Source organism: Curtobacterium flaccumfaciens UCD-AKU, assembly GCF_000349565.1.
Taxonomy (GTDB): Bacteria; Actinomycetota; Actinomycetes; order Actinomycetales; family Microbacteriaceae; genus Curtobacterium; species Curtobacterium poinsettiae.
On the sequence record NZ_KB714609.1, the window covers coordinates 224565 to 248599 of the forward strand.

General features: G+C 72.2%; 19 protein-coding genes. 3 read left to right on the plus strand and 16 right to left on the minus strand.

Annotation, left to right across the window (positions count from 1 at the left end; translation table 11 throughout):
* Window positions 1-153: 153 nt before the first annotated feature.
* The 15 genes from H489_RS24605 to H489_RS24670 form a co-directional block, all read right to left on the minus strand.
* Complete coding sequence (locus H489_RS24605) at window positions 154-2262, minus strand: fructose-specific PTS transporter subunit EIIC (RefSeq protein ID WP_017886357.1); 2109 nt, start codon at window positions 2260-2262, stop codon at window positions 154-156.
* 73 nt (window positions 2263-2335) lie between these two features.
* Window positions 2336-3331, minus strand: a complete 996-nt coding sequence (locus H489_RS24610; protein ID WP_017886358.1) for a 1-phosphofructokinase family hexose kinase — start codon at window positions 3329-3331, stop codon at window positions 2336-2338.
* On the minus strand, window positions 3328-4116 hold the full coding sequence (locus H489_RS24615; RefSeq protein WP_017886359.1) for a DeoR/GlpR family DNA-binding transcription regulator: 789 nt from the start codon (window positions 4114-4116) through the stop codon (window positions 3328-3330). The genes H489_RS24610 and H489_RS24615 overlap by 4 nt, the downstream gene beginning before the upstream one ends.
* A 197-nt stretch (window positions 4117-4313) precedes the next feature.
* Entirely contained in the window at window positions 4314-5501 is a 1188-nt protein-coding gene (locus tag H489_RS24620; protein ID WP_200860510.1) for an ABC transporter permease, read from the minus strand.
* A complete protein-coding gene (locus H489_RS24625) occupies window positions 5498-6259 on the minus strand; it encodes an ABC transporter ATP-binding protein (protein WP_081612208.1) in 762 nt (253 codons plus the stop codon). Before H489_RS24625 ends, H489_RS24620 begins: the two co-directional genes overlap by 4 nt.
* Complete coding sequence (locus tag H489_RS24630; protein ID WP_017886362.1) at window positions 6256-7410, minus strand: peptidoglycan-binding protein; 1155 nt, start codon at window positions 7408-7410, stop codon at window positions 6256-6258. Before H489_RS24630 ends, H489_RS24625 begins: the two co-directional genes overlap by 4 nt.
* A complete protein-coding gene (locus H489_RS36670; protein WP_017886363.1) occupies window positions 7407-7925 on the minus strand; it encodes a hypothetical protein in 519 nt (172 codons plus the stop codon). Before H489_RS36670 ends, H489_RS24630 begins: the two co-directional genes overlap by 4 nt.
* The gene (locus H489_RS24635) at window positions 7922-9139 is read right to left on the minus strand and encodes a sensor histidine kinase (protein WP_017886364.1); all 1218 of its coding nucleotides are present in this window, start codon (window positions 9137-9139) and stop codon (window positions 7922-7924) included. The genes H489_RS36670 and H489_RS24635 overlap by 4 nt, the downstream gene beginning before the upstream one ends.
* Window positions 9136-9789 (minus strand): response regulator transcription factor, encoded by a 654-nt coding sequence (locus H489_RS24640; RefSeq protein WP_031259351.1) that lies wholly within the window; start codon window positions 9787-9789, stop codon window positions 9136-9138. Before H489_RS24640 ends, H489_RS24635 begins: the two co-directional genes overlap by 4 nt.
* 45 nt (window positions 9790-9834) lie before the next feature.
* On the minus strand, window positions 9835-10389 hold the full coding sequence (locus tag H489_RS24645) for a DUF2231 domain-containing protein (protein WP_017886366.1): 555 nt from the start codon (window positions 10387-10389) through the stop codon (window positions 9835-9837).
* A gap of 76 nt (window positions 10390-10465) precedes the next feature.
* Entirely contained in the window at window positions 10466-12634 is a 2169-nt protein-coding gene (locus H489_RS24650) for an ATP-dependent Clp protease ATP-binding subunit (protein WP_017886367.1), read from the minus strand.
* A gap of 53 nt (window positions 12635-12687) precedes the next feature.
* Complete coding sequence (locus tag H489_RS24655) at window positions 12688-14094, minus strand: MFS transporter (protein ID WP_017886368.1); 1407 nt, start codon at window positions 14092-14094, stop codon at window positions 12688-12690.
* Window positions 14095-14198: 104 nt separating this feature from the next.
* Window positions 14199-14483: a twin-arginine translocase TatA/TatE family subunit gene (gene tatA / locus H489_RS24660; protein ID WP_031259354.1), complete on the minus strand. Its 285-nt coding sequence runs from the start codon at window positions 14481-14483 to the stop codon at window positions 14199-14201.
* 151 nt (window positions 14484-14634) lie between these two features.
* Window positions 14635-16191, minus strand: coding sequence for a sugar transferase (locus H489_RS24665; RefSeq protein ID WP_017886370.1), 1557 nt, complete (start codon window positions 16189-16191; stop codon window positions 14635-14637).
* Between the two features lie 111 nt (window positions 16192-16302).
* Window positions 16303-19011, minus strand: coding sequence for a glycoside hydrolase family 2 protein (locus tag H489_RS24670; RefSeq protein WP_017886371.1), 2709 nt, complete (start codon window positions 19009-19011; stop codon window positions 16303-16305).
* Window positions 19012-19248: 237 nt separating this feature from the next.
* On the opposite strand from H489_RS24670, the gene H489_RS24675 reads away from it, so the two are divergent.
* The gene (locus tag H489_RS24675; protein ID WP_017886372.1) at window positions 19249-19668 is read left to right on the plus strand and encodes a hypothetical protein; all 420 of its coding nucleotides are present in this window, start codon (window positions 19249-19251) and stop codon (window positions 19666-19668) included.
* A 101-nt stretch (window positions 19669-19769) separates the two neighbouring features.
* A complete protein-coding gene (locus H489_RS24680) occupies window positions 19770-20600 on the plus strand; it encodes an aldo/keto reductase (protein WP_017886373.1) in 831 nt (276 codons plus the stop codon).
* A gap of 72 nt (window positions 20601-20672) precedes the next feature.
* Here H489_RS24680 and H489_RS24685 read toward each other — a convergent pair whose 3' ends face one another.
* A complete protein-coding gene (locus H489_RS24685; protein WP_017886374.1) occupies window positions 20673-21818 on the minus strand; it encodes a class I SAM-dependent methyltransferase in 1146 nt (381 codons plus the stop codon).
* 122 nt (window positions 21819-21940) lie between these two features.
* Between H489_RS24685 and H489_RS24690 the strand changes: the two genes are divergently transcribed.
* Window positions 21941-23998 (plus strand): Ig-like domain-containing protein, encoded by a 2058-nt coding sequence (locus H489_RS24690; protein ID WP_017886375.1) that lies wholly within the window; start codon window positions 21941-21943, stop codon window positions 23996-23998.
* Window positions 23999-24035 lie beyond the last annotated feature (37 nt).

Here is a 24035-nt window from a genome sequence, read left to right on the forward strand (position 1 = left end):
ACCGGGCCTCCCGTCCGTCGAATGGTGGCGTTGACACCGCGAGACACCGTCGTCTTGCTGAAGCGCCCGTGCTCCCGCGAGACGCCCCCGAATCCGACGGCGTCTCGGCGACGCCACGGCGTCTCAGTCGGACGCCGGCGTCTCGCGGATCGACTACGCGGCGACCGGCGCGCGCTGGCCGATCGTCTCGCCGGCCACGGCAGCCTCGTTGCCCGCAGCGGCCTCGTCGACGGGGCGACGACGCACCCACTTCTTCAGGGCGACGAGCACCAGCGCGGACACCACGGTCCCCGCCAGGATCGCGACGACGAACATCAGGACGTCACCGATCGCGAAGAAGACGAAGATCCCGCCGTGCGGCGCTCGTGAGGTCACACCGGCAGCCATCGAGATCGCGCCCGTGATCGCGGCCCCGACCATCGACGCCGGGATGACGCGCAGCGGGTCGGCAGCGGCGAACGGGATCGCACCCTCGGAGATGAAGGACGCACCGAGCAGCCATGCAGCCTTGCCGTTCTCGCGCTCCGGCTTCGTGAAGCCCTTGCGGTAGAGCACGGTCGAGGCGAGCGCGAGTGCCAGCGGCGGCACCATGCCGGCGGCCATGACGGCGGCCATGATCTCGAACGGCACGACGTTCGTGGCGGTGCCGGCACCGAGCCCGGCGACGGCGAACGCGTACGCCACCTTGTTCACCGGACCACCGAGGTCAAAGGCCATCATCAGGCCGAGGATGATCCCGAGCAGCACGGCCGAGGCGCCGGACAGGGAGTTGAGCCAGGCGGTGAGCTCGGTCATGACCCAGGCGATCGGGCCACCGAGCACCAGGAGCATCAGCCCCGAGGCGATGATCGAGGCGAAGAGCGGGATGATCACGACGGGCATCAGGCCACGCAGCCAGCGCCAGGTCGGGATGCGCCCGATCCAGTAGGCGGCAGCACCGGCGATCAGGCCACCGACCAGACCACCGAGGAACCCGGCGTTCATGAAGACGGCGATCGACCCGGCGACGAAGCCCGGCGCGATGCCCGGACGGTCGGCGATGGCGTAGGCGATGTACCCGGCGAGTGCTGCGACCAGGAACCCGAGCGACACCTGCCCGATCTGGAACGCGGCGGCGCCGAGGTAGTACCCGAGGCCCTCCGGCGGCAGGTTCAGCAGTGTGGAGTTCGTGAGCGTGTAGGCGGCGTTGCTCATCCCCGAGTCACCGTGGTCCAGCGCGATGCCGTACCCGGAGAGCAGGAAGCCGAGCGCGATGAGCAGCCCGCCGCCGGCCACGAACGGGATCATGTAGCTGACGCCGGTGAGTAGCCAGCGCTTGAGCGACTGGCCGAAGTGCTCGTTCTTGGCGGTGGACTCGCCCTCGACGGCTGCGCCGCCCTGCACGCGTGCGGCGTGCGGGTCCTCCGAGGCGCGGATGGCCTCGGCGATCATCTTGTCGGGCTCGTCGACACCGCGCTTGACGGGGCCGGAAACCAGCGGCTTGCCGGCGAACCGGCCGCGGTCGCGGACGTCGACGTCGACCGCGAACACGACGGCGTCGGCACGGGCGATGAGGGCCGGGTCGAGGGGCTCGACCTGCGAGGACCCCTGCGTCTCGATGTGCATCTCGGCACCGGCACGCTGGGCTGCGGCGACGAGGGCGTCGGCCGCCATGTAGGTGTGGGCGATGCCGGTCGGGCAGGCGGTGACGCCGACGAAGACCTTGCGGTCGGCCGCGGGGGCCGCGGCGGTCGCACTGCCTGCCGTCGCCGGAGCGGAGGCGCTGCTCGCCGTCCCGACGCCGGCCTCGGCCACTTCGCCGCTCACCTCGTCGTCGACCAACCGGACGATCTCGTCGGGGGTGGTCGCGGCGCGGAGCGCGGCGGTGAAGTCCTCACGGATGAGTGCGCGGGCCAGGGTCGAGAGGACCGTCAGGTGGTCCTTGTCCGCCCCCTCGGGCACGGCGATCATGAAGACGATGTCGGCGTCGCCGTCCGGAGCGCCGAACGGCACCTTCCGGGCCAGGCGCGAGAACGCCAGCGTCGGCTCGGACACCGACGCCGACCGGGCGTGCGGGATGGCGATGCCACCGGGGACGCCCGTGCCGACGCTCGCCTCGCGCTTGATGGCGTCGTCGGCGAGCGTGGCACCGTCGGCGGCGCGGCCGGTCGCGGCGACGCGGTCGGCGAGCACCCGGATCACGTCGGTCGACGTGGCGCCGAGGTCCTCGTCGAGGCCGACGAGCTGTGCGCTGATGAGGCGCGGACTCGAGTCTGCGGACATGTGCTTGCTCCTTCGCAATGGCGCTGATCGCGCGGTGGTGCGGTGTTCGTGGGGTGATCGGGTGGGGTGGGGATCAGGCGGGTTCCGGAGCCGGGTGCGTTTCGAGCACCCGGACGGAGACCGCCGTCGGGTCGGTGTGGTCGAGTGCCGGCACGTCACTGCCGGGCAGTGCTGCGGCCGCGGCCCCGGTGGCGACGGCCTGTGCGAGACGCTGCTCCGGCGACGCTCCCGCGACCTCGGCGAGCAGGTAGCCGGCGAGCGAGGAGTCCCCTGCGCCGACCGTCGAGCGGGCGATGATCTTCGGTGCGGCGGCGGCGAAGGCCCCCTCGTCCGAGACCAGCACGGCTCCGGCGCTGCCCAGGGTGAGCAGGACGGTGCCGACGTTCTTGCGCCGCAGCCGCTGGGCTCCGGCGACGGCGGCGTCGAGGTCGCGCTCGTACTCCTCGGGGTCACCGCCGACGACCTCGGCGAGTTCCTCGGCGTTCGGCTTCACCAGGTCGAGGTGTTCGCCGGACTGCAGCAGCGCGGTGAACGGCACCCCGGACGAGTCGACGGCGACCCGGACGTCCGCACCGTGGCGGGCACGGACGGCCCGGACGAGCACGGCGAGGGCGTCGTCCGGCAGACCGGGCGGCAGGGACCCGGCGACCACGACCCAGCGGGCGGCGGGGCCGGTGGCGGTCGCGGCGGCGGTGTCGGCCACCAGGGCGGCGAGGTCGTCGAGGCGCCCGGCGAGCGAGGGGCCGGGTTCGTTGAGCTTCGTGGTGGTGCCGGTCGGCTCGGTCACGGTGACGTTCGAGCGGAGCGGTGCCCCGATCGGCAGCGCGGCGGTCGGGATGCCGCGCGTGGCCAGGCCGAGCAGGACCGGGTCGAGCTCGTCGCCGGGCAGGACCGCGACGGTGTCCCCGCCGCTCGCGACGACCACACGGGAGACGTTGACGCCCTTGCCGCCGGGCTCCGCGGTGGACCGGGTCGCACGCTGGACGGCGCCGCGCTGCAGTTCACCGGCGAGCTCGATCGTGCGGTCGAGCGACGGGTTCGGGGTGACGGTGACGATGCGGGCGTTCATGCGACGACCACCTCGACGTCGGCGTCGGCGAGTGCACCGGCGAGGTCGGCTGGGGGCCGGTCGTCGGTGACGAGCGTGTCGATCTCGTCCAGGCGTGCGAACCGCATCAGCGCCTCGATGCCGTGCTTGGCGGCGTCGGCGAGCACCACGGCGCGTCGGGCGGCGAGCACGTAGGCACCCTTCACGGCGGCCTCGTACTCGTCGGGAGTGCTCAGGCCGAAGCCGGCGGACAGGCCGTTCGTGCCGATGAACGCGACATCGGGGCGGAGCGCACCGATCTGCTCGACGGTGGCCGTGCCGACCGCCGCGCTCGTGACGCCGCGGACCCGGCCACCGAGCAGGTGCAGTTCGAGGTGCTCGCTGTGCTGCAGGGTCGCGGCGATCGGCACCGAGTTCGTGATGACGGTGATCGTCGAGCCGGCGACCTCGGGCTCCCAGCGGGCGAGTTCGGAGGCCACGGCGGCGCAGGTGGTGCCGGCGTCGAGGGCGATCGAGCCGGTGAAGGTGGGCGGCACCAGGCGCATCGCGGCGCGGGCGATGGCCGACTTCGCGGTGCCGTGCTGTCCCTCGCGCTCGGCGACGCTGAGTTCGACGACGCTCGAGCGGCCGACGGGCACCGCTCCCCCGTGCACCCGGCGCAGGACCCCGGCGGACTCGAGGGCGTCGAGGTCACGGCGCACGGTCTCGGTGGTGACGTCGAAGTGCTCGGCCAGGCCTGCGACGGACACGCGACCGGCGGACTGCAGCTCGGCGGCGATGGCGGTGTGCCGCTCGGTTGCGTACATGCCCGAACTCCTTCGTTCCGTTGGGTTTCGAGCACTGTACGTCGCAAACCCACAAGAACGCAACCGTTCCGTCCTGAAACCAACAGGTCCACAGGTGCCGGCCGTCACGCCCGCGGGGTCGCGGCGACCGCCTGGAGGCCCGGTGCCGGTCCGGCGGACCGGCACCGGCCCTCCTGTGCGGACGTCCACCGCACGCGTCAGACGGCCGCCAGGGCGGACGTCGGTGGGATCCTCGCCGCGCGCGCCGCCGGGTAGAGCCCGGAGACCCCGCCGATCACGACGGTGGCGCCGAGCCCGGCGACGACGGCCCAGACCGGCAGCGCGACCGGCCACCCCCGGGTGACGGCGAACACGACGGTCACCCCGACCCCGAGGACGACACCCGCCACCCCACCCAGGAACGACAGCAGCAACGACTCGACCAGGAACTGGTCGCGGACGTCCCGACGACGTGCGCCGAGGGCACGACGGACACCGACCTCGGCGCGGCGCTCCAGGACGGTGATCACCATCGTGTTCGCCACCCCGATGCCACCGACCAGCAGGGCCACCCCGCCGATGCCGACGAGCAGCCCGGTGAACGAGTCGTCGGTGGCGTCCTTCGCGGCCAGCGCGTCCGACGGCCGGGTGACGCCGACGTCCTGCGGGTCCCCCGGCCGGACCGCGCCGGCGAGCAGGTCCCTCGACCGTTCGACGTGCGCCGGGTCGACGCGTGTGTAGACGGCGGTCGGTGCCCCGTCGAAGCCCAGCTGCTCGGCGAACCCGCGGGGCACGAACACCCGCAAGTCCAGGTCCGCGGCGAGCGCCACGGGTTCGAGCACCCCGACCACCTGCACCCACTGCCCACCGAGCCAGACCCGGCGGTCCGGCCGTGGGTCGCCGATGCCGAGCACGACTGCGGCCCGCGCTCCCAGCACGACCTGCGGCGGGGCACCGGCGGCGTCGTCGATCCACCGTCCGGCTGCGAGCCGCCCGCCGAGCACCCGTGGCACGTCGCCCCACGCGGCGAGGACCCCGAGGCCCTTCGTCTGGGGTGCCGGGACGAAGTCGTTCCGGTAGACGCCGGTGTCGGGCACGGTGCCGACTGCAGCAGCCGACTCGACGTCGTCCTGTCGCAGCACCGACTCGAGTGCGGTGGACGGCAACGGCACCGGTTCGCCGAGGCCCTGCGCCTGGGTGAGGGTGAGCACGTTCGTGCCGAGCGTGTCGAGCACCTGGTCGACCTTCGCCTTGCTCGACGACGAGATCCCGACGACCGCGAGCATCGCCGCGATGCCGATCGCGATGCCGAGCGCGGACAGCACGACGCGACCCGGTCTGGTCCGCAGCCCGAAGACGCCGAGGCGGAGCAGGTCGAGTCCGCCCACGGACCGACGGCGGCTCACGGGGCGACCTCGTCGACCGGCGCGACCTCGGGCTCGATCATGCCGTCGCGCATCCGGACCTGCCGGGGCAGCGATGCCGCCAGGTCCAGGTCGTGCGTGATGACCACCACCGTCGTGCCCGCAGCGTTGAGCTCGCGCAGCAGCTCGACGACCGTCGCACCGGACGCCGTGTCGAGCGCCCCGGTGGGTTCGTCGGCGAGCAAGATCGTCGGGTCGCCGACGACGGCCCGCGCGATGGCGACGCGTTGGCGCTCGCCGCCGGAGAGCTGGTGCGGTCGGTGGTCCACCCGGTGTGCCAGTCCCACGCGGCCCAGGGCCTCGACGGCCAGGCGGTGCCGCTCACGCCGGGGGACCCCCTGGTAGAGCAGGCCGTCGGCGACGTTCTCGGCGGCGGTCGCCCCGGCCTGCAGGTGGAAGTGCTGGAAGACGAACCCGATGTGGTCGGCACGCAGGCCGGACAGATCATCGTCGGACATCGTCGCGACGTCGTTGCCGGCGATCGTCACCGTGCCCGAGGTGGGACGGTCGAGCGTGCCGACGACGTTGAGCATCGTCGACTTGCCCGAGCCCGACGGGCCGACGACCGCGACGAGCTCCCCCGCGCCGACCTCGAGCGAGACCCCGCGCAGGGCTCCGACGTCGCCGTGGGTCTTCGTGACGCCCCGGAGCGACAGGACGGCGGCCGCCGGCAGGACGGCCGCGGCGGGCACGGCGGCCGTGACGGGCACGGCGGGAACGGCGGGAACGACGGCGCTCATCCGGGCACCACCACCCGGTCGCCCGCGGTCAGGGCGCCGGTGACCGCGACCCGCCCGTCGGCGCTGAAGCCGGGCTCGACCCGGACCCGCTCGGTCGTACCGTCCCGCTGCACGACGTCGACGGCGTACCTGCCACCGGCACCCGCGACGAGGGCGGCGACCGGCACGGACAGGACGTCGTGCTCGGTGGCGCCCTCCGCTTCGACCTGCGCGGACGCGGCCTCGGGCAGGGACCGCTTGCCCGGGTCGAACGACACCGAGACGTCGACGGCCGTGCCGCCGTCCTCGCTCGTCGTCGGCTGCACGTCGACGACGGAACCGGGCATGGCCGCACCGGCGCCGTTCACCCGGACCTCGACGTCGGTGCCGACGGCGAGCCGCTCGGCATCGCGCTGCGGCACGGTCGCCGTGACGACCCGCCGGGTGCTCGTGACCTGCAGCACGTCGGTCGTCGCGCCCGCGCTGCCGATACCGGCGCCCGCTCCCGCCGGACCGTCGCCGGCCGCTGCACCAGCACCACCCGCGGCCGCTCCCGCACCACCGGCGATCCGCTCGCCGAGCCGCCCCTCGACCGAGGCGACCCGGACCGCGCCGTCCACGAAGGCGACGTCGTCCGCAGTGAGCACCCCGGTGCCCTCGTGTCCCCGGTCCTCGTGCCACTGCCGGACTGCTCGCTCGGTCCGCGGGCCGAACCGGTCGTCCACGGACACGTCGTACCCGAGCGCTGCCAGGTTCTCGTTGAGCTGCCTGACGTCCGCGCCCTGCAGCCCCCGCTCCAGGTCGCGCCAGAGCGGCACGGTGCCGTACATCGACCGGACGTCCCGCTCGTCGACGGCGTACAGCGCCCCGTCGCGTTCGACCACGTCGCCGACCCGGGGCAGCCAGGTGATCGTGCCGGCGGCTGCACCGGCGACCCCCGAGGCCGCGCCGTACCCGAGCGTCCCGGCGAACACCTTCGAATCCGTCAGGTCACCGCGCGTGACGGTCCCGGTGGCTCCGGCGGGTGCAGTCCCGCCGCGCGACGCACTACTGGCCGAGGCGCCCGCACCGCTCGGCGCCGCGACGAGGGCCCACGTCCCGACCCCCGCGGCCACCGCTGCGACGAGGCACCCCGACACGATCAGCCGGCGACGGGCGCGTCGGTGGGTCACGACCCGGCTCCGCCCTGGACAGCCTCGAACGCCGCGTCGGTGCACGGCCCGGCGGCCTCGTCGAACGCCTGTTGGTCGTCCGGCTGGAACCGCATCTGCGCGTCCTGGTCGTCCGGGTAGTCCGGGAACCCCTGCTCCCGCAGACACTCCGCCGTCCTCCGGGCGATCTCCTCGGTGCCGGGCATCGGTTGCGCGGCCTGCGCGTCACCGGCGGCCGCAGAGTCGTCGAGGCAGCCCTTGAGGTCGTCCTGGTACTGCTCGGGGTCGACGCCGTCCGGTGCGCTGAGCTGCATCGACCCGCCGCCGGTGCCGGGGTCCGGCATGTCGTAGCCGCGGTCGCGCATGCACTCGGCGAGGGCGACGCCGGGTGCCGCACCCCCGGAGGCGGTCGTCGCGTCGTCGTCGGGTGCCGGATCGGAGCAGCCGACCAGCAGCAGGGGCAGCAGGACGACGGCCGCGGCAACGCTCATCAGGGACCGGGTGCGACGGGTGGTCGTCATCGTGGTGTGGTTCATGCCTCCAGCACAGCGGACGGGCTGTTTCGCCCCGCGTGCACGTCGGGTTGCACCGGCGAAACACCGACCCGGACGAGCAGCCCACCGGTCGGCCGTGCGGTGATCGACAGCGTCCACCCGTGCGCGTGCACGATCGCGGCCACGATCGACAGGCCCAGACCGCTGTGCTGCCCACGTCCGGCGTCCGCGCCGCCGCGACGGAAGGGTTCGACGAGCAACGCCGCCTCGTCCGCCGCGACCACCGGTCCACCGTTCTCGACGACGAAGCCGTCCGGCTCCGTGGTCACCAGGACGGCGCCGCCGGGTTCGTTGTACTCGACGGCGTTGCCGACCAGGTTGCCGAGCAGCTGCCGCAGCAGCGTCGGCTCCCCCGGGACGACCAGGCCGGGAGGCCCGGTGCGGCGCTCGTGGGTCAGCGTCACCCCCGCCTCGGCCGCGTCCCGGGCCGCCCCCGCGACGACCTCATCGGTCACCTCGACGAGGTCGACGGCCCGGGTCGCGCCCGCCAGGCCGCGGTCGGCCTCGGCGAGCACGAGCAGTGACGCGACCAACCGCTCGGTCCGCCGGTTCTGCTCGAGCAGCTCGGCGCGGACGGCACGCACCTCGGCCGGGTCGGCGTCGTCGTGCAGCCCGATCTGCACCGCGGCGCGTTGCACTGCCAGGGGTGTCCGGAGTTCGTGGGACGCCTGGGCGACGAACCGTCGCTGGCTCTCGAACGCGGTCTCCAAACGGGCCAGCAGGTCGTCGACCGTCCGCGAGAGCCGTCGGAGCTCGTCGTCGGGTCCGCCCAGGGCGATGCGCTCGTGCAGGTTCGACGCGGAGATCCGGTTCGCGGTCGCCGTGATCCGGTCGATGGGACGGAGCACCCGGCGGCTGACGATCCAACCGATGCCGCCGGCAGCGATCCCGGCACCGGCGATCCCGATCGCGGACCACTGCCACTGCTGCACCGCGACGAGGCGGATCACCGCCACGGCACCAGTGCGCTCGTCCGCCGCCGCCGGGTCCACCGCGAGCGGGGCCGGAGCGGTCGTGGCGCTGTCCGATCCGGACGGTGGTCGCTCGACGGCTGCCGTGTCGAGACCCGCGCCGACGCCCGCCAGGGACATGGTGTTCGTGAAGACCACGACCCCGGTCGCGAGCGCCATGGCCGCCAGCGCGAACGTCAGAGCCGTCCGGGTCCGGATGCTCCAGCCCCGGGCCCACCGACTCACAGCGAGTAGCCCTGGCCGGGCATCGTCCGGATCGGATCCGGGTCCCCGAGTTTCCGGCGCAGCTTCGACATCGTCACGCGGACCGCGGCGGTGAACGGGTCGGTGTTCACGTCCCAGACCTTCTCGAGCAGGTGCTCGGCGGAGACGATGCGACCGTCCGCGCGGAGCAGGGTCTCGAGCACCCCGAACTCCTTCGACGTCAGGTCGAGCGGGTGACCGTCACGCGTGGCCATCCGCCGGTTCGTGTCGACGACGAGTCCCGCGCGTTCGAGCACGGGGGCGACGGGTGGGACGCTGCGCCGACCGAGCGCGCGGACCCGGGCGACGAGTTCCGGGTACTCGAACGGCTTGGTCAGGTAGTCGTCCGCACCGAGCTCGAGCCCCTGCACCCGGTCGCGCAACGTGGTCGCTGCGGTGAGCAGGAGGATCCGTGTGAGTGCGCCACGAGCGGTGAGACGCCGCGCGACCTCGTCGCCGTGCAGCCCGGGGACGTCGCGGTCGAGCACGACGACGTCGTAGTCGTGCACCGCCAGCAGCTCGTCGGCGTCGTCGCCTCGGTAGGCGACGTCCACCGCCATGTCCTGTCGGGCCAGGCCCGTCGCGATCAAGTCGGCGAGGGCCCGTTCGTCGTCCACCACGAGTACGCGCATCGATACATCACACGTGACGTACCTGTACTGGACCTGGGAGGCAGATCAGGCGTCGAACGGCACCTCGCCGTGGTCGCTGACGCCGGCGCGCTGCCGGTAGGACAGGTGTCCGCCCAGGTACCCGCCGACACTCACGACGGCGAGCCCGGCGAAGCCGAGCAGCTTGCCGGCCCCGTGGTTGCCGCGCTTCCGCTGCAGCCACGACAGGCCGTACAGCGACAGTCCGGTCCAGTTCACGGCCTGGTGCACCCATCCGGTGCGGAGCTGCTCGCGGTCCAGTTCCGACCAGTCGACGTAGCCGGCGACCGAGGCGCTGCTCGCCGAGACGACCCCGACGCCGACCAGGGTCTTGGCGGCCTTCGCGTTGCCCTTCCCGCCGAGCAGGTCGAGCACCGCGGCGGAGATCCAGGCGCCGAGCGGCACCTGCACCATGAGCGGGTGGATCGGGTGACCGAACGGGACTCCGTGCAGCAGCTGACGCAGGGCCTTCGGCTTGGCCAGGGCATTCACGACGGCACGGTCGATGTCGACGGCCTTGTCGAGCACGCTGGCGTGCTCGACGGCGTCGGTGAGGCGGCGGAGCGCGCGGATCTCAGGCATGCTCTGCAGCCAACACCCTGGAGGCCCGGCACCGGTCTCAGGAACCGGTGGCGGGCCTCCCGTCCGTCTTGGTGGGCTACTCCTCGACGATCTCGGCCAGCTCGAAGGGCTCGACCGTCAGGCCGTCGCCGTCCGCGGCGACGTCCACCCGGACGGTGTCGCCGTCACGGACGTCACCCGACAGGATCGCGCGGGCCAACCGGTCGTCGATCTGCCGCTGCATCAGGCGACGGAGCGGCCGCGCACCGTAGAGCGGGTCGTACCCGCGCTCCGCGAGCCAGCCGCGCGCCTCGGGGGTGACCGCGAGCTCGAGCCGGCGGTCGGTCAGGCGACGAGCCAGCCGGTCGACGTAGAGCGACACGATCTGTCCGAGGTCCTCGGCGGTCAGGGCCTGGAACACCACGATGTCGTCGAGGCGGTTGATGAACTCGGGGCGGAACGCCTGCTGCACGAGCTCACGGACCGCCTCCTCCCGCTGCACGTCACTCAGGGACAGGTCCGTCATGAACTGCGACCCGAGGTTCGACGTCAGCACCAGGATCGTGTTCCGGAAGTCGACCGTGCGGCCCTGGCCGTCGGTGAGCCGTCCGTCGTCGAGCACCTGGAGCAGCACATCGAACACCTCGGGGTGGGCCTTCTCGATCTCGTCGAGCAGGATCACCGAGTACGGACGGCGCCGGACGGCCTCGGTGAGCTGCCCACCGGCCTCGTACCCGACGTACCCGGGCGGGGCACCGATCAGGCGGGCAACGGAGTGCTTCTCGCCGTACTCGCTCATGTCGATCCGGACGAGGGCCTTCTCGTCGTCGAACAGGAACTCGGCGAGCGCCTTGGCCAGCTCGGTCTTGCCGACGCCCGTCGGGCCGAGGAACAGGAACGAACCGGTCGGACGGTCCGGGTCGGAGATGCCGGCGCGGGTGCGCCGCACAGCCTCGGACACGGTGGTCACGGCCGTGCGCTGCCCGATGATGCGGCGGCCGAGCTCGCTCTCCAGGTGCAGGAGCTTCTCGGTCTCGCCCTGCAGCAGTCGGCCGAGCGGGATGCCCGTCCACTGCGCGATGACGGCGGCGATGTCCTCGTCGGTGACGCTGTCGTTCACCATCCGGTCGGCACTCTCGGCCTGTTCGGCGGCGGCGAGCTCGGCCTCGATGCGGGGCTTCTCGCCGTACTCCAAACGGGAGACGAGTTCGTAGTCGGCCTCGCGCTGGGCTCGCTGTGACCGCATGTTCAGGTCGTCGAGCTGCTGCTTGAGCTCACCGATGCGGTTCAGGCTCGCGCGCTCGGCCTGCCAGCGCTGCTCGAGCTCGGCCAGCCGGGCCCCTCGCGTGCGCAGCTCGTTGCGCAGGGTCTCGAGGCGGGCCTTGGAGGCGTCGTCCTTCTCCTGCTTGAGCGCGAACTCCTCGACACGCAGGCGGTCGACGTTCCGCTTCAGCTCGTCGATCTCGACGGGGCTGGAGTCGATCTCCATGCGGAGTCGACTGGCGGCCTCGTCGATCAGGTCGATGGCCTTGTCGGGCAGCTGGCGGCCGGAGATGTACCGGTTCGACAGGCTCGCGGCGGCGACCAGTGCGGAGTCGTTGATCGTCACCTTGTGGTGCGCCTCGTAGCGTTCCTTGAGCCCGCGGAGGATCGCCACGGCGTCCTCGACGCTGGGCTCACCGACGTAGACCTGCTGGAAGCGACGCTCGAGGGCGGCGTCCTTCTCGATGTACTCGCGGTACTCGTCGAGGGTCGTCGCACCGATGAGCCGGAGCTCACCGCGGGCGAGCATCGGCTTGAGCATGTTCGACGCCGCGACGGACCCCTCGCCGCCACCGGCCCCCATCAGCGTGTGCAGCTCGTCGATGAACGTGATGACCTGCCCGTCGGAGTCGTTGATCTCCTTGAGCACGGCCTTCAGCCGCTCCTCGAACTCGCCGCGGTACTTGGCGCCGGCGATCAGGGCGGAGATGTCGAGCGAGATGAGCCGCTTGTCCTTGAGGGAGTCGGCGACGTCGCCGGCGACGATGCGCTGCGCGAGCCCCTCGACGACGGCGGTCTTGCCGACGCCGGGCTCGCCGATGAGCACCGGGTTGTTCTTGGTGCGGCGCGTGAGCACCTGGGACACGCGCCGGATCTCGGAGTCACGTCCGATCACGGGGTCGAGCTTGCCGCTGCGGGCGATCGCCGTGAGGTCGATGCCGTACTGCTCGAGGGCGGTCTTCTGTCGTTCTTGCGAGTCAGGAGCGCCCTGGAGGTTCGCCATGCGTTCCGTCCTTTCGTTGCGGTGGTCCTGGACTTGAGTCTACTCCACTCAACTTACGTCCGCGCGGGCGTATTCCGGATCCCGACCGCGCAGACGACGGCACCGGCCAGCAGCAGGAGCGCCATCACCACCATGGCCCGGTGCAGCCCCTCGACGCTCACCTCGCCGCCGAGCACGACGCCAGCGAGTGCCACCGTGACCAGGCCGGCGATCCGGGCGAAGGCGTTGTTGACCGCCGACCCGGACCCGGCCTCGGACTGCGGGACCGAACCGAGCACCGCACTCGTCAGGGGTGTGACCATCAGCGCGATGCCCACGCCGATCAGCACCAGTCCGGGGAACACCGACCACCAGTAGCCGTCCGGGTCGTCGCCGGCGAACAGCAGCAGGAGCGCCCCGACCGCACCGACCGCCGGCCCCGCGGCCATGAACCAGCGCGGGCCGTACCGACCGGCGAACGACCCGACGGCGGTGGAGAGCACGAGCAACATGATCGTCGGCGGCAGCGTCGCGAGGCCGGCGAGCCAGGCCGGGAACCGCCAGACCTCCTGCAGGAAGAGCGTGACGACGAAGAAGACCATGCCGAGTGCGCCGTAGATGGACAGCGTCGCGAGGTTGCCGACGGTGAAGTTGCGCGCCCGGAACAGTTCGAGCGGCACGAGCGGCGACCCGGCCGTCCGGGTCACCCGCAGTTCCCACGGCACGAACGCCACGAGGGCAGCGGCACCGAGCACGAGCGCGGCGACCACCACCGGGGAACCCCACCCCAGCCGCTCCTGCTCGATGAGCCCGAGCACGACACCGCCGACCCCGACCACGGCGAGCAGCGCCCCGACGACGTCGATGCGTGGGCGGACGACTGGGTGCACCTCGCCGGTGATGCGCAGGACCAGGGGGATCGTCACGGCGATCGGCACCGCGGTGAGCACGAAGATCCACCGCCACCCGATCCCGTCCACCACCAGGCCGCCGGCCACGGGCCCGAGGATGGTGGCTGCACTCGACCAGGCTGTCCACGTGCCGATCGCCTTCGCCTGCGCCGCCCCGCGGAACGCCGCCACGATCAGCGCGAGCGCACTCGGCATGACGAGCGCCCCGCCGACGCCCTGCAGCGCGCGGGCGACGATGAGCACCTCGCCGGTCGGGGCGACCGCGCACGCCACGGACGCGATGCCGAAGACCACGAGCCCCCACGTGATGATCCGCACCCGGCCGAACAGGTCGGACAGGCTCCCGGCGACCAGGATGAGCGAGCCCAGGGTGACGAGGTAGGCGTCGACGACCCACTGCTGCACGACGAGTCCGCCGCCGAGCTCCTGCCGGATCGCGGGGAGTGCGACGTTCACGACGCTCGAGTCGAGCCCGACGACGAACGACGCCAGGATCGCCACCACCAGCACGATGCGTCGGTCGCCCCGGAGCGGTGCGACGGCGTGCGGCGCGGGGACGGGAGCGGTCATGTGCTCATCCTGCGGCACGGGGTGCCCGGCGGTCGATCCCGCACGACGAAGCCCCCGCGACCGATGTGGTCGCGGGGGCTGCCGACAGGACGGGGCTGGGTGTCCTAACGCCGGGAGTCGGTGTTGGGCTGCGCGCTCGGCCCCGGGTTCAGGACCGGACCGGCGGCGGGCTCGGCGGGAGCGTTCTGGACGGTGCTGTTGTGCACCGTGCCGTCCGGCGCCGCACCGTTGGCCTGGGCCTTCTTCTCGTCGTCGGACATCTCCTTCTTGAAGATGTTGATCGACTGACCGAGGCCCTTGGCGAGCGCCGGGAGCTTGGTCGCGCCGAACAGCAGGATGACGATCCCGAGGATGATCAGCAGGTGAATGCCGCCGAGGTTTCCGAGCATCATGACTCCTTGTTGTGGAACTGGTCGCCGTCCGGTGATCGTCGTCGACCCACGCGGCGGAAGTCCGTGTGCCTCCATCGTAACTCCCCCGCCCCTGGAAGCCCAGGCCGGCCCCCGGAACGGACACCGTTCGTCCAGGGAAGCGCAGCGCTCAGTACGCGCCGCGGGACCGCAGCACCGACGGGACGGTGCGGGCGAGGATCACCAGGTCGTGCAGGAACGACCAGTTCTCGACGTAGTGCAGGTCGAGCCGCACCCCTTCGGCCCAGTCGAGGTCCGATCGGCCGCTGACCTGCCACAAGCCGGTGATCCCCGGGGTCACGAGGAGTCGGCGGTCGGCGAAGTCCTCGTACAGCGCGACTTCGCGGGGCAGGGCCGGTCGGGGGCCGACCAGGCTCATCGACCCGGTGAGCACGTTCCACAGCTGCGGCAGTTCGTCGAGCGAGGTCCGTCGCAGGAAGGCACCGACCCGGGTCACCCGCGGGTCGTCCTGCATCTTGAACAGCGGACCGGCGCCCTGGTTCTCGGACTGCAGAGCAGCCATGCGCGCCTCGGCGTCGACGCACATCGTCCGGAACTTCAGGATCGGGAACTCCGCGCCACCGCGACCGACGCGGACCTGCCGGAAGAACACCGGCCCGCCGTCGTCAGCGCGGACCGCCAGCGCGACCGCGGCCAGGACCGGGGAGAGCAACGCCAGGCCGAGCACGGCGCCGACGACGTCGAGCGCCCGCTTGCCCATCCGGCGGCGGTAGTCGGGGGTCTCGACGTGCATGAGCGGCAGCCCGTCGACCGGGCGCTCGTGCACCCGCCCGGCGGCGATGTCGGCCAGGGGGGAGGACACCACGAGCTCGACGCCGTGTTCCTCGAGCTGCCACCCGAGGCGACGGAGGCGGGCGTGCCCACCACGGACGGCACCCGCGACGACGACGGCGGAGACGCCCTCGGCCCGGGCGTGCGCGAGCACGTCATCGATGCCCCCGACGACCGGAGCCGTTGCCGCCCCCAGGTCGACACGGGCCCCGGCCGGAGCGCAGTCCGTGACGACGGCCCGCACGCGGTAGCCGGCACTCGGCGCAGCGGCGATCCGCGCACCCACGTACCGGACGTCCTCGGCGTCGCCGACGATCAGGACGTCCTGCAGGTGCTCGCCCCGGGCACGACTCCGGGCGAGCACTGTGCGGACACCCTTGCGGCCGAGTGTCAGGAACGCGAGCCCCAGCGGGAACGCGATCGCGACGTACCCGCGGGCCAGGTCGAGCTGCGCCGCGTACGCGACGACCGCGACCCCGGCGATGGCGACGAGGCTCGCGGTGACGAGGCGGCGGTACTCCTCGCCGCCGATGCCCGCGATCCGGGGGTCGCGGGTGCGGAACACCGAGAGCAGGAGCATCCAGACCACGACGATGGCGGGGGCCACCACGAACTCGAACCAGCCCGAGCGTGGTCGGACGGATGCGAGCTCCCAGGGGAACCGCACGACGTGGGCGATGGCGAACGCGGTGAGCAGCAGCGCGAGGTCGAGCAACGCCACCGCGGGGACGAACCCCCGGCGCGCCCCCGCCGGAGCGACCGTCCGGAGTGACGCCGTGGCACCGACCGGCCCGGCGGACGTCGGCACCGTCGAGTTCAGCGCGGTCGGGTGGAGCACGGTCGAGTGGAGCACGGTGGGGACCGCTCCGGTGGGTGGGCGCATCGCGAACGACATCTGGGGCCTCCTGTCGACCGATCGACGAGGAGATCGATCGGACGCCGGAGTCGCTCAGGTCACGACATCGAGCGGCGCACCGTCAAATATATCACCGTGTCGTTCTGCATATCAACGGTCGAGCGCGCGGTCCAGACTCCAGAGCACGGGCGCCTCCCGGAGCGCGGGGACGTCGGCCTCGGTCACCCCGCGCAGCCGGAACACCACCCGTTCGCCGGGCAGCAGCGTCATGAACCCGCGGTCGACCGTGCCGCCGGCCGCCACACGGTCCGGCTGCACGAGCAGGTCGCGGACGAGCGAGTCAGCCTCGACGGTCAGGTCCACGCCGCCGTCGACCACCGCGAACGCGGTCCGGTAGCGCGCCGGCTCCCAGCGCATCGCAGCGTCGGGGCCGGGGGTCCAGACCGCACGGCGCCAGTCCATGTCCGCGACGATGAGCTCGTTCGCCGGGTCGTCGACGACGCCCACCGACTCGGGCAGCGACACCACCGCGACGCCGGCGCCGGACAACCGGACCGGCAGCGACACCTCGGCCAGGATCGTGCCGGCCGTGGTGATCCGGCGGACCCGGACGACGCTGTCGTGCCCGGTGCGGGTCGACCGGACGGCCACCTCGACGGGCGAGGACCCGAAGGCGCCGGGCGAGACGCCCAGCGAGAGCGTGTCCGCGAGCGCACCCAGATCGGCCGTCTCGCCGGCCGCAGGCGGCGCACCCGGGTGATCCGGGCCTCCCGTCCGCTCCGCACCCGACGCACCCGACGCGCTGGTCGGAACGACCGCACCGGACGCGTCGGCCGCCCCAGGCGCCACCGACACCGACGACACCGGACGGATCGTCAGCAGCACGTCGTCGTACAGGCGGCGCAGCTCGTGCGCCAGCGGCTTCAGCCGCCCTGCCGAGTCGATCGCGGACCACGACGACACCGGCCACAGGTCGTTCAGCTGCCACACCACCACGCCGGTGTTCCGCGGCCAGTGCGTGCGCCAGTGCTCGATGCCGGTCGCGATCGCCCGTGCCTGCTGCAGCTGCGTCAGGTAGTGCCAGGCGTCGAACGCTGCCGGGTCGACCGTGCCGAAGCGCGGCTCCAGCCCGCGGGCCAGCTTGGCCATCCCGTCCGCCGCCTTCTGGTGGTGGACCACACCGGGCGAGTCGACCCGCAGCGGCGCGTCCGTGACCGCCTCGCGCAGCGTGCGCCAGGCGGGCGGCGCCTGCCAGCCGAACTCGGACACGAAGCGCGGCACCGACTCGCGGTAGGCGGTGTCGGGCAGCCGGTTCCAGACGTCCCACGAGTGGTGCGTCTCGTGGTCGACCTCGTTCGCGGGCAGCGACTCGGAACCGGACCACGGCGACGCGACCGTGTAGAAGCGCGACGGGTCGACGGCGTCGACGATGGTCGGCAACAGGTCGAGGTAGTAGTCGAGGCCCCAGCCCCGATCGCCCAGCTCGGCACCCCAGCCGTCGGCGTCGTGCAGCCAGATGTTCTCGTTGTTGCCGTTCCAGACCACCAGCGAAGGATGGCGGGCGAGCCGGGCGACGTTGTCCCGCGCCTCGGCGATGACCTCGCTGCGGATCGGCTCGACCTCCGGGTAGGCGGAGCAGGCGAACGGGAAGTCCTGCCAGACGAGCAGCCCGAGTTCGTCGCAGACCTCGTAGAAGTCGCGCGATTCGTACACGCCGCCGCCCCAGACGCGCACGAGGTTCGTGCCGAGCGACGCCGCGGCACCCAGCCGGGACTCGAGCCGGGCGCGGTCCACGCGCGAGACGATGACGTCGTCGGGGATCCAGTTGACGCCACGGACGTCGACGAGGGTGCCGTTGACGTGCACCGCGAAGGGGCGACCGATGCCGTCCACCTGGGTCTCGATCCGGGTCGACCGGAAGCCGGTGCGGAACGTGTCGCGGTCGAGCACCTCGCCGTCGACGGTCTGCAGCTCGACCACGACGTCGTACTGCGGCTGCGCGCCGTAGCCGCGCGGCCACCAGCGTCGTGCCTCGGGAACGCGCACGGTGACGACCGTCTCGTCGTCCTTCGGGGTCAGCTGCGCGCGGGAGCGCTGACGCGTGGTGGCGCCGTCCTCGGTCTCGCCGCTCACGGTGACGACGAGCACCAGGTCGTCGTCCTCGCCGTCCTGGTCCAGGTCGTTCATCCCCGAACGCTCGACGGTGATGTGGGCGTCGAGCACGCCCTCACCGGCCTCGACGTCGACGAGCGGACGCACCTCGCGCAGGCGCGCGGTCGACCAGCGCTCGATCGCGACCGGCCGCCAGGGGCCGCTCGTGACCGCGGTCAGGCCCCAGTCCCAGCCGAAGTTCGACGCCATCTTGCGGATGTACGGGAACGGTTCGTCGTACGGGCCCGGCATGCTGCCGGCCTTCGCGGCCACCCGGCCGGCCTCGCGGTACGGCGACTCGAACAGGATCTCGAGGTCCTTCGTGGTGCCACCGGACCCCGTCTGCACCCGGGCGTCGAACCGGTAGCGGCGGTGCATGTTGCGGGTCGTGCCCACGACGACGCCGTCCAGGCTGAGCTCCGCGACGGTGTCCAGGCCGTCGCAGACCAGGTCGACGCGCTCGTGTCCGCGCGGGTCGACGTCGACCGTGCGGCGGTAGGCCCAGTCGGCGCGGCCGACCCACTTGGCGTCCTGCTCGTTCAGGTGGAACGTCGGGTCCGGCAGCAGGCCCTCCCGCTCCAGGTCGGTGTGGACCTGGCCCGGCACCGTCGCCGGGATGGTGCGGCCCACGACGCCGTCCGGCGCACCGGTTCCTCCGGCCATCGTCACGGTCCAGTGGTCGCGGAGTTCCTCGCGTTCGAGGGTCATGCGGGTCCTTCTCTTCGGCGGCAGGGTGTCCGTCAGCCTCGGTCGGGGACGCCGGCCGGCGGCCCGGCCCACGACCGGTCCCACGGCCTGGAGGCGCGGCACCGGTTGCCCGGGCGTCGTCACGCCGCGCGCGCGAACGGGGTGCGCTCGCGCGAGGGGTGCTCGGCGATGCTAGTACGGGATGCTTTCGGCAACCTAGGTGGTGACAGGGGCGGGTCGCGCGGGCAAGGTGGGAACGTGATCACCGTCGAACTCGCCAGGTCCCTCCGTGACGCCGGCCTCCGCTGGCACCCCGAGACCGGGGACCGGTTCGTGATCGACAAGCCCGGCATCGACGACGACGTCTACACGGTGTCCGAGATGACCGTCGAACGGCACGACTCCCCCACCGGCACGATCCTCGGCTTCAACGGCACCACGGAGTGGGCCCTCGACTCGGTCACCGCGTCGGAGTCGCTCTGGCTGCCCCGCGAGGACCAGCTGCGCGACCTGCTCGGGCCGTCGTTCATCGGGCTGACCCGGGTGCCGGTCGGCGGGCGCGTGGTCTTCACGGTGACCGCGACGATCGGGGGCGTCGACCGCAGCTTCGCGTCCGAGGTGCCCGCGATCGCGTACGGGCAGGCACTGCAGGCGTACATCACGGCTGCGCTCTCCTGAGCTGCGCAGCCCGCGCGGCGCAGCCCGAGCGGCGCGCCCGGGCTCGCCGTTCCTGGGTGTCGGCGGAATGCGCGCTGAGGAGCGTTTGGTTGCATGGGTCCATGACCGTTCCGAACATCACCCTGAACGACGGCAAGACCATCCCGCAGCTCGGCTTCGGCGTCTTCCAGATCGACCCCTCCGAGACGAAGGCCGCCACGCTGGCTGCGCTCGAGGTCGGCTACCGCCACATCGACACCGCCGAGATGTACGGCAACGAGAAGGAGGTCGGTGAGGCGATCGCTGCGTCCGGCATCCCGCGTGAGGAGATCTTCGTCACCTCGAAGCTCAACAACGGCTTCCACGACCCCGAGGCTGCGCTGGAGAACGGCAAGAAGTCGGCCGAGCTGCTCGGCGGCTACACCGACCTCTTCCTCATCCACTGGCCCCTGCCCACCGTCTCGGACTTCGTGCCGACGTGGAAGGCCTTCGAGGAGCTCTACGCCGCCGGTACCGCCCGGTCGATCGGTGTCTCGAACTTCCAGACCAACCACCTCAACCGCCTCGCCGCCGAGACGACCATCACCCCGGCCGTGAACCAGATCGAGGTGCACCCGTACCTGGCGCAGGACGAACTCCGCGCCTACAACCGTGAGCACGGCATCGCGACCGAGGCGTGGTCCCCGATCGCGCAGGGCCTCGTGCTCGACGACGAGACCATCACCCGCATCGCCTCGTCGGTCGGCAAGTCCCCGGCGCAGGTCGTCCTCCGTTGGCACATCCAGCGCGGCGACATCGTGTTCCCGAAGTCCGTCACGCGCGCCCGCGTCGAGGAGAACTTCGCGATCTTCGACTTCGAGCTCTCGGACGAGGACATGACGGACATCACCGGCCTCGACAAGGGCCACCGCACGGGTCCCGACCCCGACACGTTCGACTACGTGCCGGCCTGATCGATCCCAGCACAGCAGCACGTCGCGAGAGCCGTCCGGGTCAGCCCGGGCGGCTCTCGCCGTCCGTTGCCGTCAGCGGTTCGTCGCGACCGAGGCCGTGACCGTGAACTTGGGGGTCCGGACGACCTCGCGGGTCGGCCCGACCAGGCGCGAGAGGACCGGCCGGTAGCGCAGGTGCGTGTTCCAGACGCACCACAGTTCACCGCCGGCCTGGAGGATCGTGGCCGCGTTCCGGAACATCGCCTCGGCGGTGTCCGTGGTCACCGCCGTGTCCGCGTGGAACGGCGGGTTGCACAGCACCAGCTGCGCGGACCCCTCGGCGAGCTCGTCGCCCGCGTCGGTCCGCAGCACCGTCACCCGGTCGGCGACCCCGTTGGCCTCCGCCGTCGCGCGCGTCGACTCCACCGCGATCCGCGACACGTCGGTGGCGACCACGCGGACGTTCGGTCGGCGCAGCGCGGTCGCCGCTGCGATCACGCCGTTGCCACTCCCCAGGTCCACGACCGTGCGCGCGGTGGGGACCGCTCGGTCCATCGCGTCGAGGAGCACCCGCGTGCCCTGGTCGAGCGACGTCCCCGCGAACACGCCACCGTGCGCGACCAGGGTCATGCCGAGGTCGTCGACGTGCACCGACCGGGGCCAGGGGTTCGTGGTCGCGGCACGGGTGGCCTGGGCGCGGAGCGGGTCCTGCGCGATGAGCAGCCGCGACTTGCCCCGGCCACGCGAGGCAGTGACGTCGCCGAACGACCGGCGCAGCACGTCGTTCTGCGACAGGTTCATGTACTTGACGTTGCCGCCGCAGAGCAACACGACGTCGGGCGCGGCGAAGCGGGCGACGGCGCGGGCGATCTCGTCCAGTCGGTCGTGCGACTTCGACAGCCGCAGCACGACCAGCCGGACGTCGCGGAACGCAGCCTCGAACGAGTCGGGGTGGTGGAACCCACGGAGTCCGAAGGTGCCGGCGTTGGCCTCGAGTGCGCGCTCCCCCACCAGGGAGTCCTGGACGACCCGGATGTCGCTCGCGCCGTACTGCGTGATGAGGCCGAGCGTCAGCACCCCGTGCCGATCATCGACGACCGCGACCTCGCCCGGCTGCCGGAGCGCGTCGCCGTGCACGTGCGGTGCCTCGTCGAGCAGGAAGCGGTCGGTGCCGTCGATCGCGATGAGGTCGGGCGCGTCGTCGTCGCGTCGGCGGAAGAGGTCGGCGAAGTCTGGCACCGCGTCAGCGTACCCGGCGACAGCCCGCGGCGAAGCGCATGGTGATTGCACTCGCGATATCAACAGCCTGTGTATTTCACATGTCAATACACTGGGAGTCCCCCCACCAGAAGGAGCCCTCAATGGCATCCACATCGTTCCGGAGCGCCGCGGTCGTCTGCGGCGTCCTCACCGCTTCCCTCGGCTTCGGCTTGCTGACGCCCGCGGCCGCCACCGCTGCCACCGCCACTCCCGCAGCCGCCTCGTCGTCGGACTCCACCGTGCAGGAGACTCTTCCGGACTTCGATTCCATCCCCGTCGATCCCTCGCTGGAGGCACTGCGCTTCTCCATCGACTGGAGCACCCCGTGGTCATCCCGCATCGTCGGCGGACGAGCCGGTGGTGGCGACGACGTCTGGCTCGTCAGCGGCAACCAGGTGTACGACCGGAGCACCACCGGCATCTTCTTCCTCGTCGTGCAGGACCGCCACAAGGACGAACCGCTCGAAGCGATCCGCGTCCACACCGCCGCCGACGGCACCCAGACCCGCGGCGAGCGCACCCCGATCCCCCGCACCATCAAGATCGACGGACTGCAGCAGCAGAACACGTTCACGCCCGGCACCACCCACTTCGCCGGCAGTGCGACCGCCGGTGCCACGATCGTCGCGAAGGACACCACCTCGGGCGCCACCCTGTTCACGACCGAGGTCAGCGGGGCACGCAACGGGACCGGCACCTGGAACGCCGATGCCGACCTCGCCGACTCCGACCACGTGATCACCCTCACGCAGACGACGACCGACGGTCGGAAGAACGAGCTCCGCGACGTGCGGTTCTCGCCGGCGGCATCGGAGGCGCCGCAGGCGCCGACGGTCGTGCAGAAGGGGCGCGTCCTCGACGGGTCGTTCGTCGTGGCGGGTTCCGTCGCTGAGGACGTCGACTCGGTCGTCGTGCAGGACGAAGCCGGCTCCACCATCGCCGACGCCAGCCTCGGCGAGACCGGCTACTCCGCTCGGCTCCCGCAGGACCGCGTCGGCTCCACGGTCTACGTCGTCGGACGCACCGCCGACGGCACCTCCTCGGCCCGCGTGCCCGTCGCGCTCGAGCAGCTGCCGATCGACCCGACTGCCGCCGCACCGTCCCTCCGGTCCGTGTTCGTCTACCCGGACGGGCGCGTCCAGGTGGTCGGGGAGCGCGATGACGCTCCTGGGCTCTGGATCCTCGACGGAGACCGCGTCGTCGGGCACACCACCCGCGCCGATGCGGTGTGGAGCTACACGATCGCCGCCGCCGCGACCGGCAAGCAGCTCGACATGGTCAACCTGGTCTTCAACGGCCGCGACTTCAGCGGGACATCGGAGCGCGTTGCGCTTCCCCGCCTCCTGCGGGTCGAGGGCCTCGCGGACGAGAACGACTACACGCCGGGCAAGCGGGCGTTCGCCGGCACCGCCGAGGCCGGCGCGACGATCACCGCGACCGACCAGCGCGGCCAGCGACTCTTCGAGACGAAGGCAGACGGCGCACGGTCGGGCGTGGGCACCTGGGACGCCACCGCCGACCTGACCAGCAAGGACGGGTACGAGGTCACGTTCACGCAGACCACCGCCGACGGACGCTCCTCGGTGATGCGCAACATCGCCTTCACCACCGAAGACGACGCCGTCGCACCGCTCGTGGTCACGTCCCCCGGGATGAACGGCACCGCCTCCGGCCCCCGCCCCACCTTCACCGGCACGGGCCAGGCCGGGTCCACGATCGAGATCCGCGGCACCTCCCGCGTCGTCGGGACCGCCGAGGTCAACGCCGACGGCAAGTGGAGCGCCACGTCGAGCATCGACCTCGGCCGCGGCAGCTACGCCCTCACCGCGAAGCAGACCACCACCGGCAACGCCACCAGCGAAGCCCCCGTCCGCTTCTCCGTCACCGCCACGGCAGCGCCGTTGACGGTCACGTCCCCCGGGATGAACGGCACCACCACCGGACCCCGCCCCACCTTCACCGGCACCGGCCAGGCCGGCTCGACGATCGAGATCCGCGGCACCTCCCGCGTCGTCGCGACCGCCGAGGTCAACGCCGACGGCAAGTGGAGCGTGGCGTCGAACATCGACCTCGGCCGTGGCAGCTACGCCCTCACCGCGAAGCAGACCACGCCCGGCAACGCCACCAGCGAGCTCCCCGTCCGCTTCACCGTCAAGTAAGCCACACAGCCCACACAGAACGCCCCCGGTGACCACT

What these genes read in the sequence shown, in the direction of transcription:
- H489_RS24690 (WP_017886375.1), top strand. Translation starts at nt 21,941, where the DNA reads ATGGCATCCACATCGTTCCGGAGCGCCGCGGTCGTCTGCGGCGTCCTC.
- H489_RS24640 (WP_031259351.1), bottom strand. Translation starts at nt 9,789, where the DNA reads ATGCGCGTACTCGTGGTGGACGACGAACGGGCCCTCGCCGACTTGATC.
- H489_RS24665 (WP_017886370.1), bottom strand. Translation starts at nt 16,191, where the DNA reads ATGTCGTTCGCGATGCGCCCACCCACCGGAGCGGTCCCCACCGTGCTC.
- H489_RS36670 (WP_017886363.1), bottom strand. Translation starts at nt 7,925, where the DNA reads ATGAACCACACCACGATGACGACCACCCGTCGCACCCGGTCCCTGATG.
- H489_RS24670 (WP_017886371.1), bottom strand. Translation starts at nt 19,011, where the DNA reads ATGACCCTCGAACGCGAGGAACTCCGCGACCACTGGACCGTGACGATG.
- H489_RS24650 (WP_017886367.1), bottom strand. Translation starts at nt 12,634, where the DNA reads ATGGCGAACCTCCAGGGCGCTCCTGACTCGCAAGAACGACAGAAGACC.
- H489_RS24645 (WP_017886366.1), bottom strand. Translation starts at nt 10,389, where the DNA reads ATGCCTGAGATCCGCGCGCTCCGCCGCCTCACCGACGCCGTCGAGCAC.
- H489_RS24605 (WP_017886357.1), bottom strand. Translation starts at nt 2,262, where the DNA reads ATGTCCGCAGACTCGAGTCCGCGCCTCATCAGCGCACAGCTCGTCGGC.
- H489_RS24625 (WP_081612208.1), bottom strand. Translation starts at nt 6,259, where the DNA reads ATGAGCGCCGTCGTTCCCGCCGTTCCCGCCGTGCCCGTCACGGCCGCC.
- H489_RS24680 (WP_017886373.1), top strand. Translation starts at nt 19,770, where the DNA reads ATGACCGTTCCGAACATCACCCTGAACGACGGCAAGACCATCCCGCAG.
- H489_RS24615 (WP_017886359.1), bottom strand. Translation starts at nt 4,116, where the DNA reads ATGTACGCAACCGAGCGGCACACCGCCATCGCCGCCGAGCTGCAGTCC.
- H489_RS24655 (WP_017886368.1), bottom strand. Translation starts at nt 14,094, where the DNA reads ATGACCGCTCCCGTCCCCGCGCCGCACGCCGTCGCACCGCTCCGGGGC.
- H489_RS24610 (WP_017886358.1), bottom strand. Translation starts at nt 3,331, where the DNA reads ATGAACGCCCGCATCGTCACCGTCACCCCGAACCCGTCGCTCGACCGC.
- tatA (WP_031259354.1), bottom strand. Translation starts at nt 14,483, where the DNA reads ATGCTCGGAAACCTCGGCGGCATTCACCTGCTGATCATCCTCGGGATC.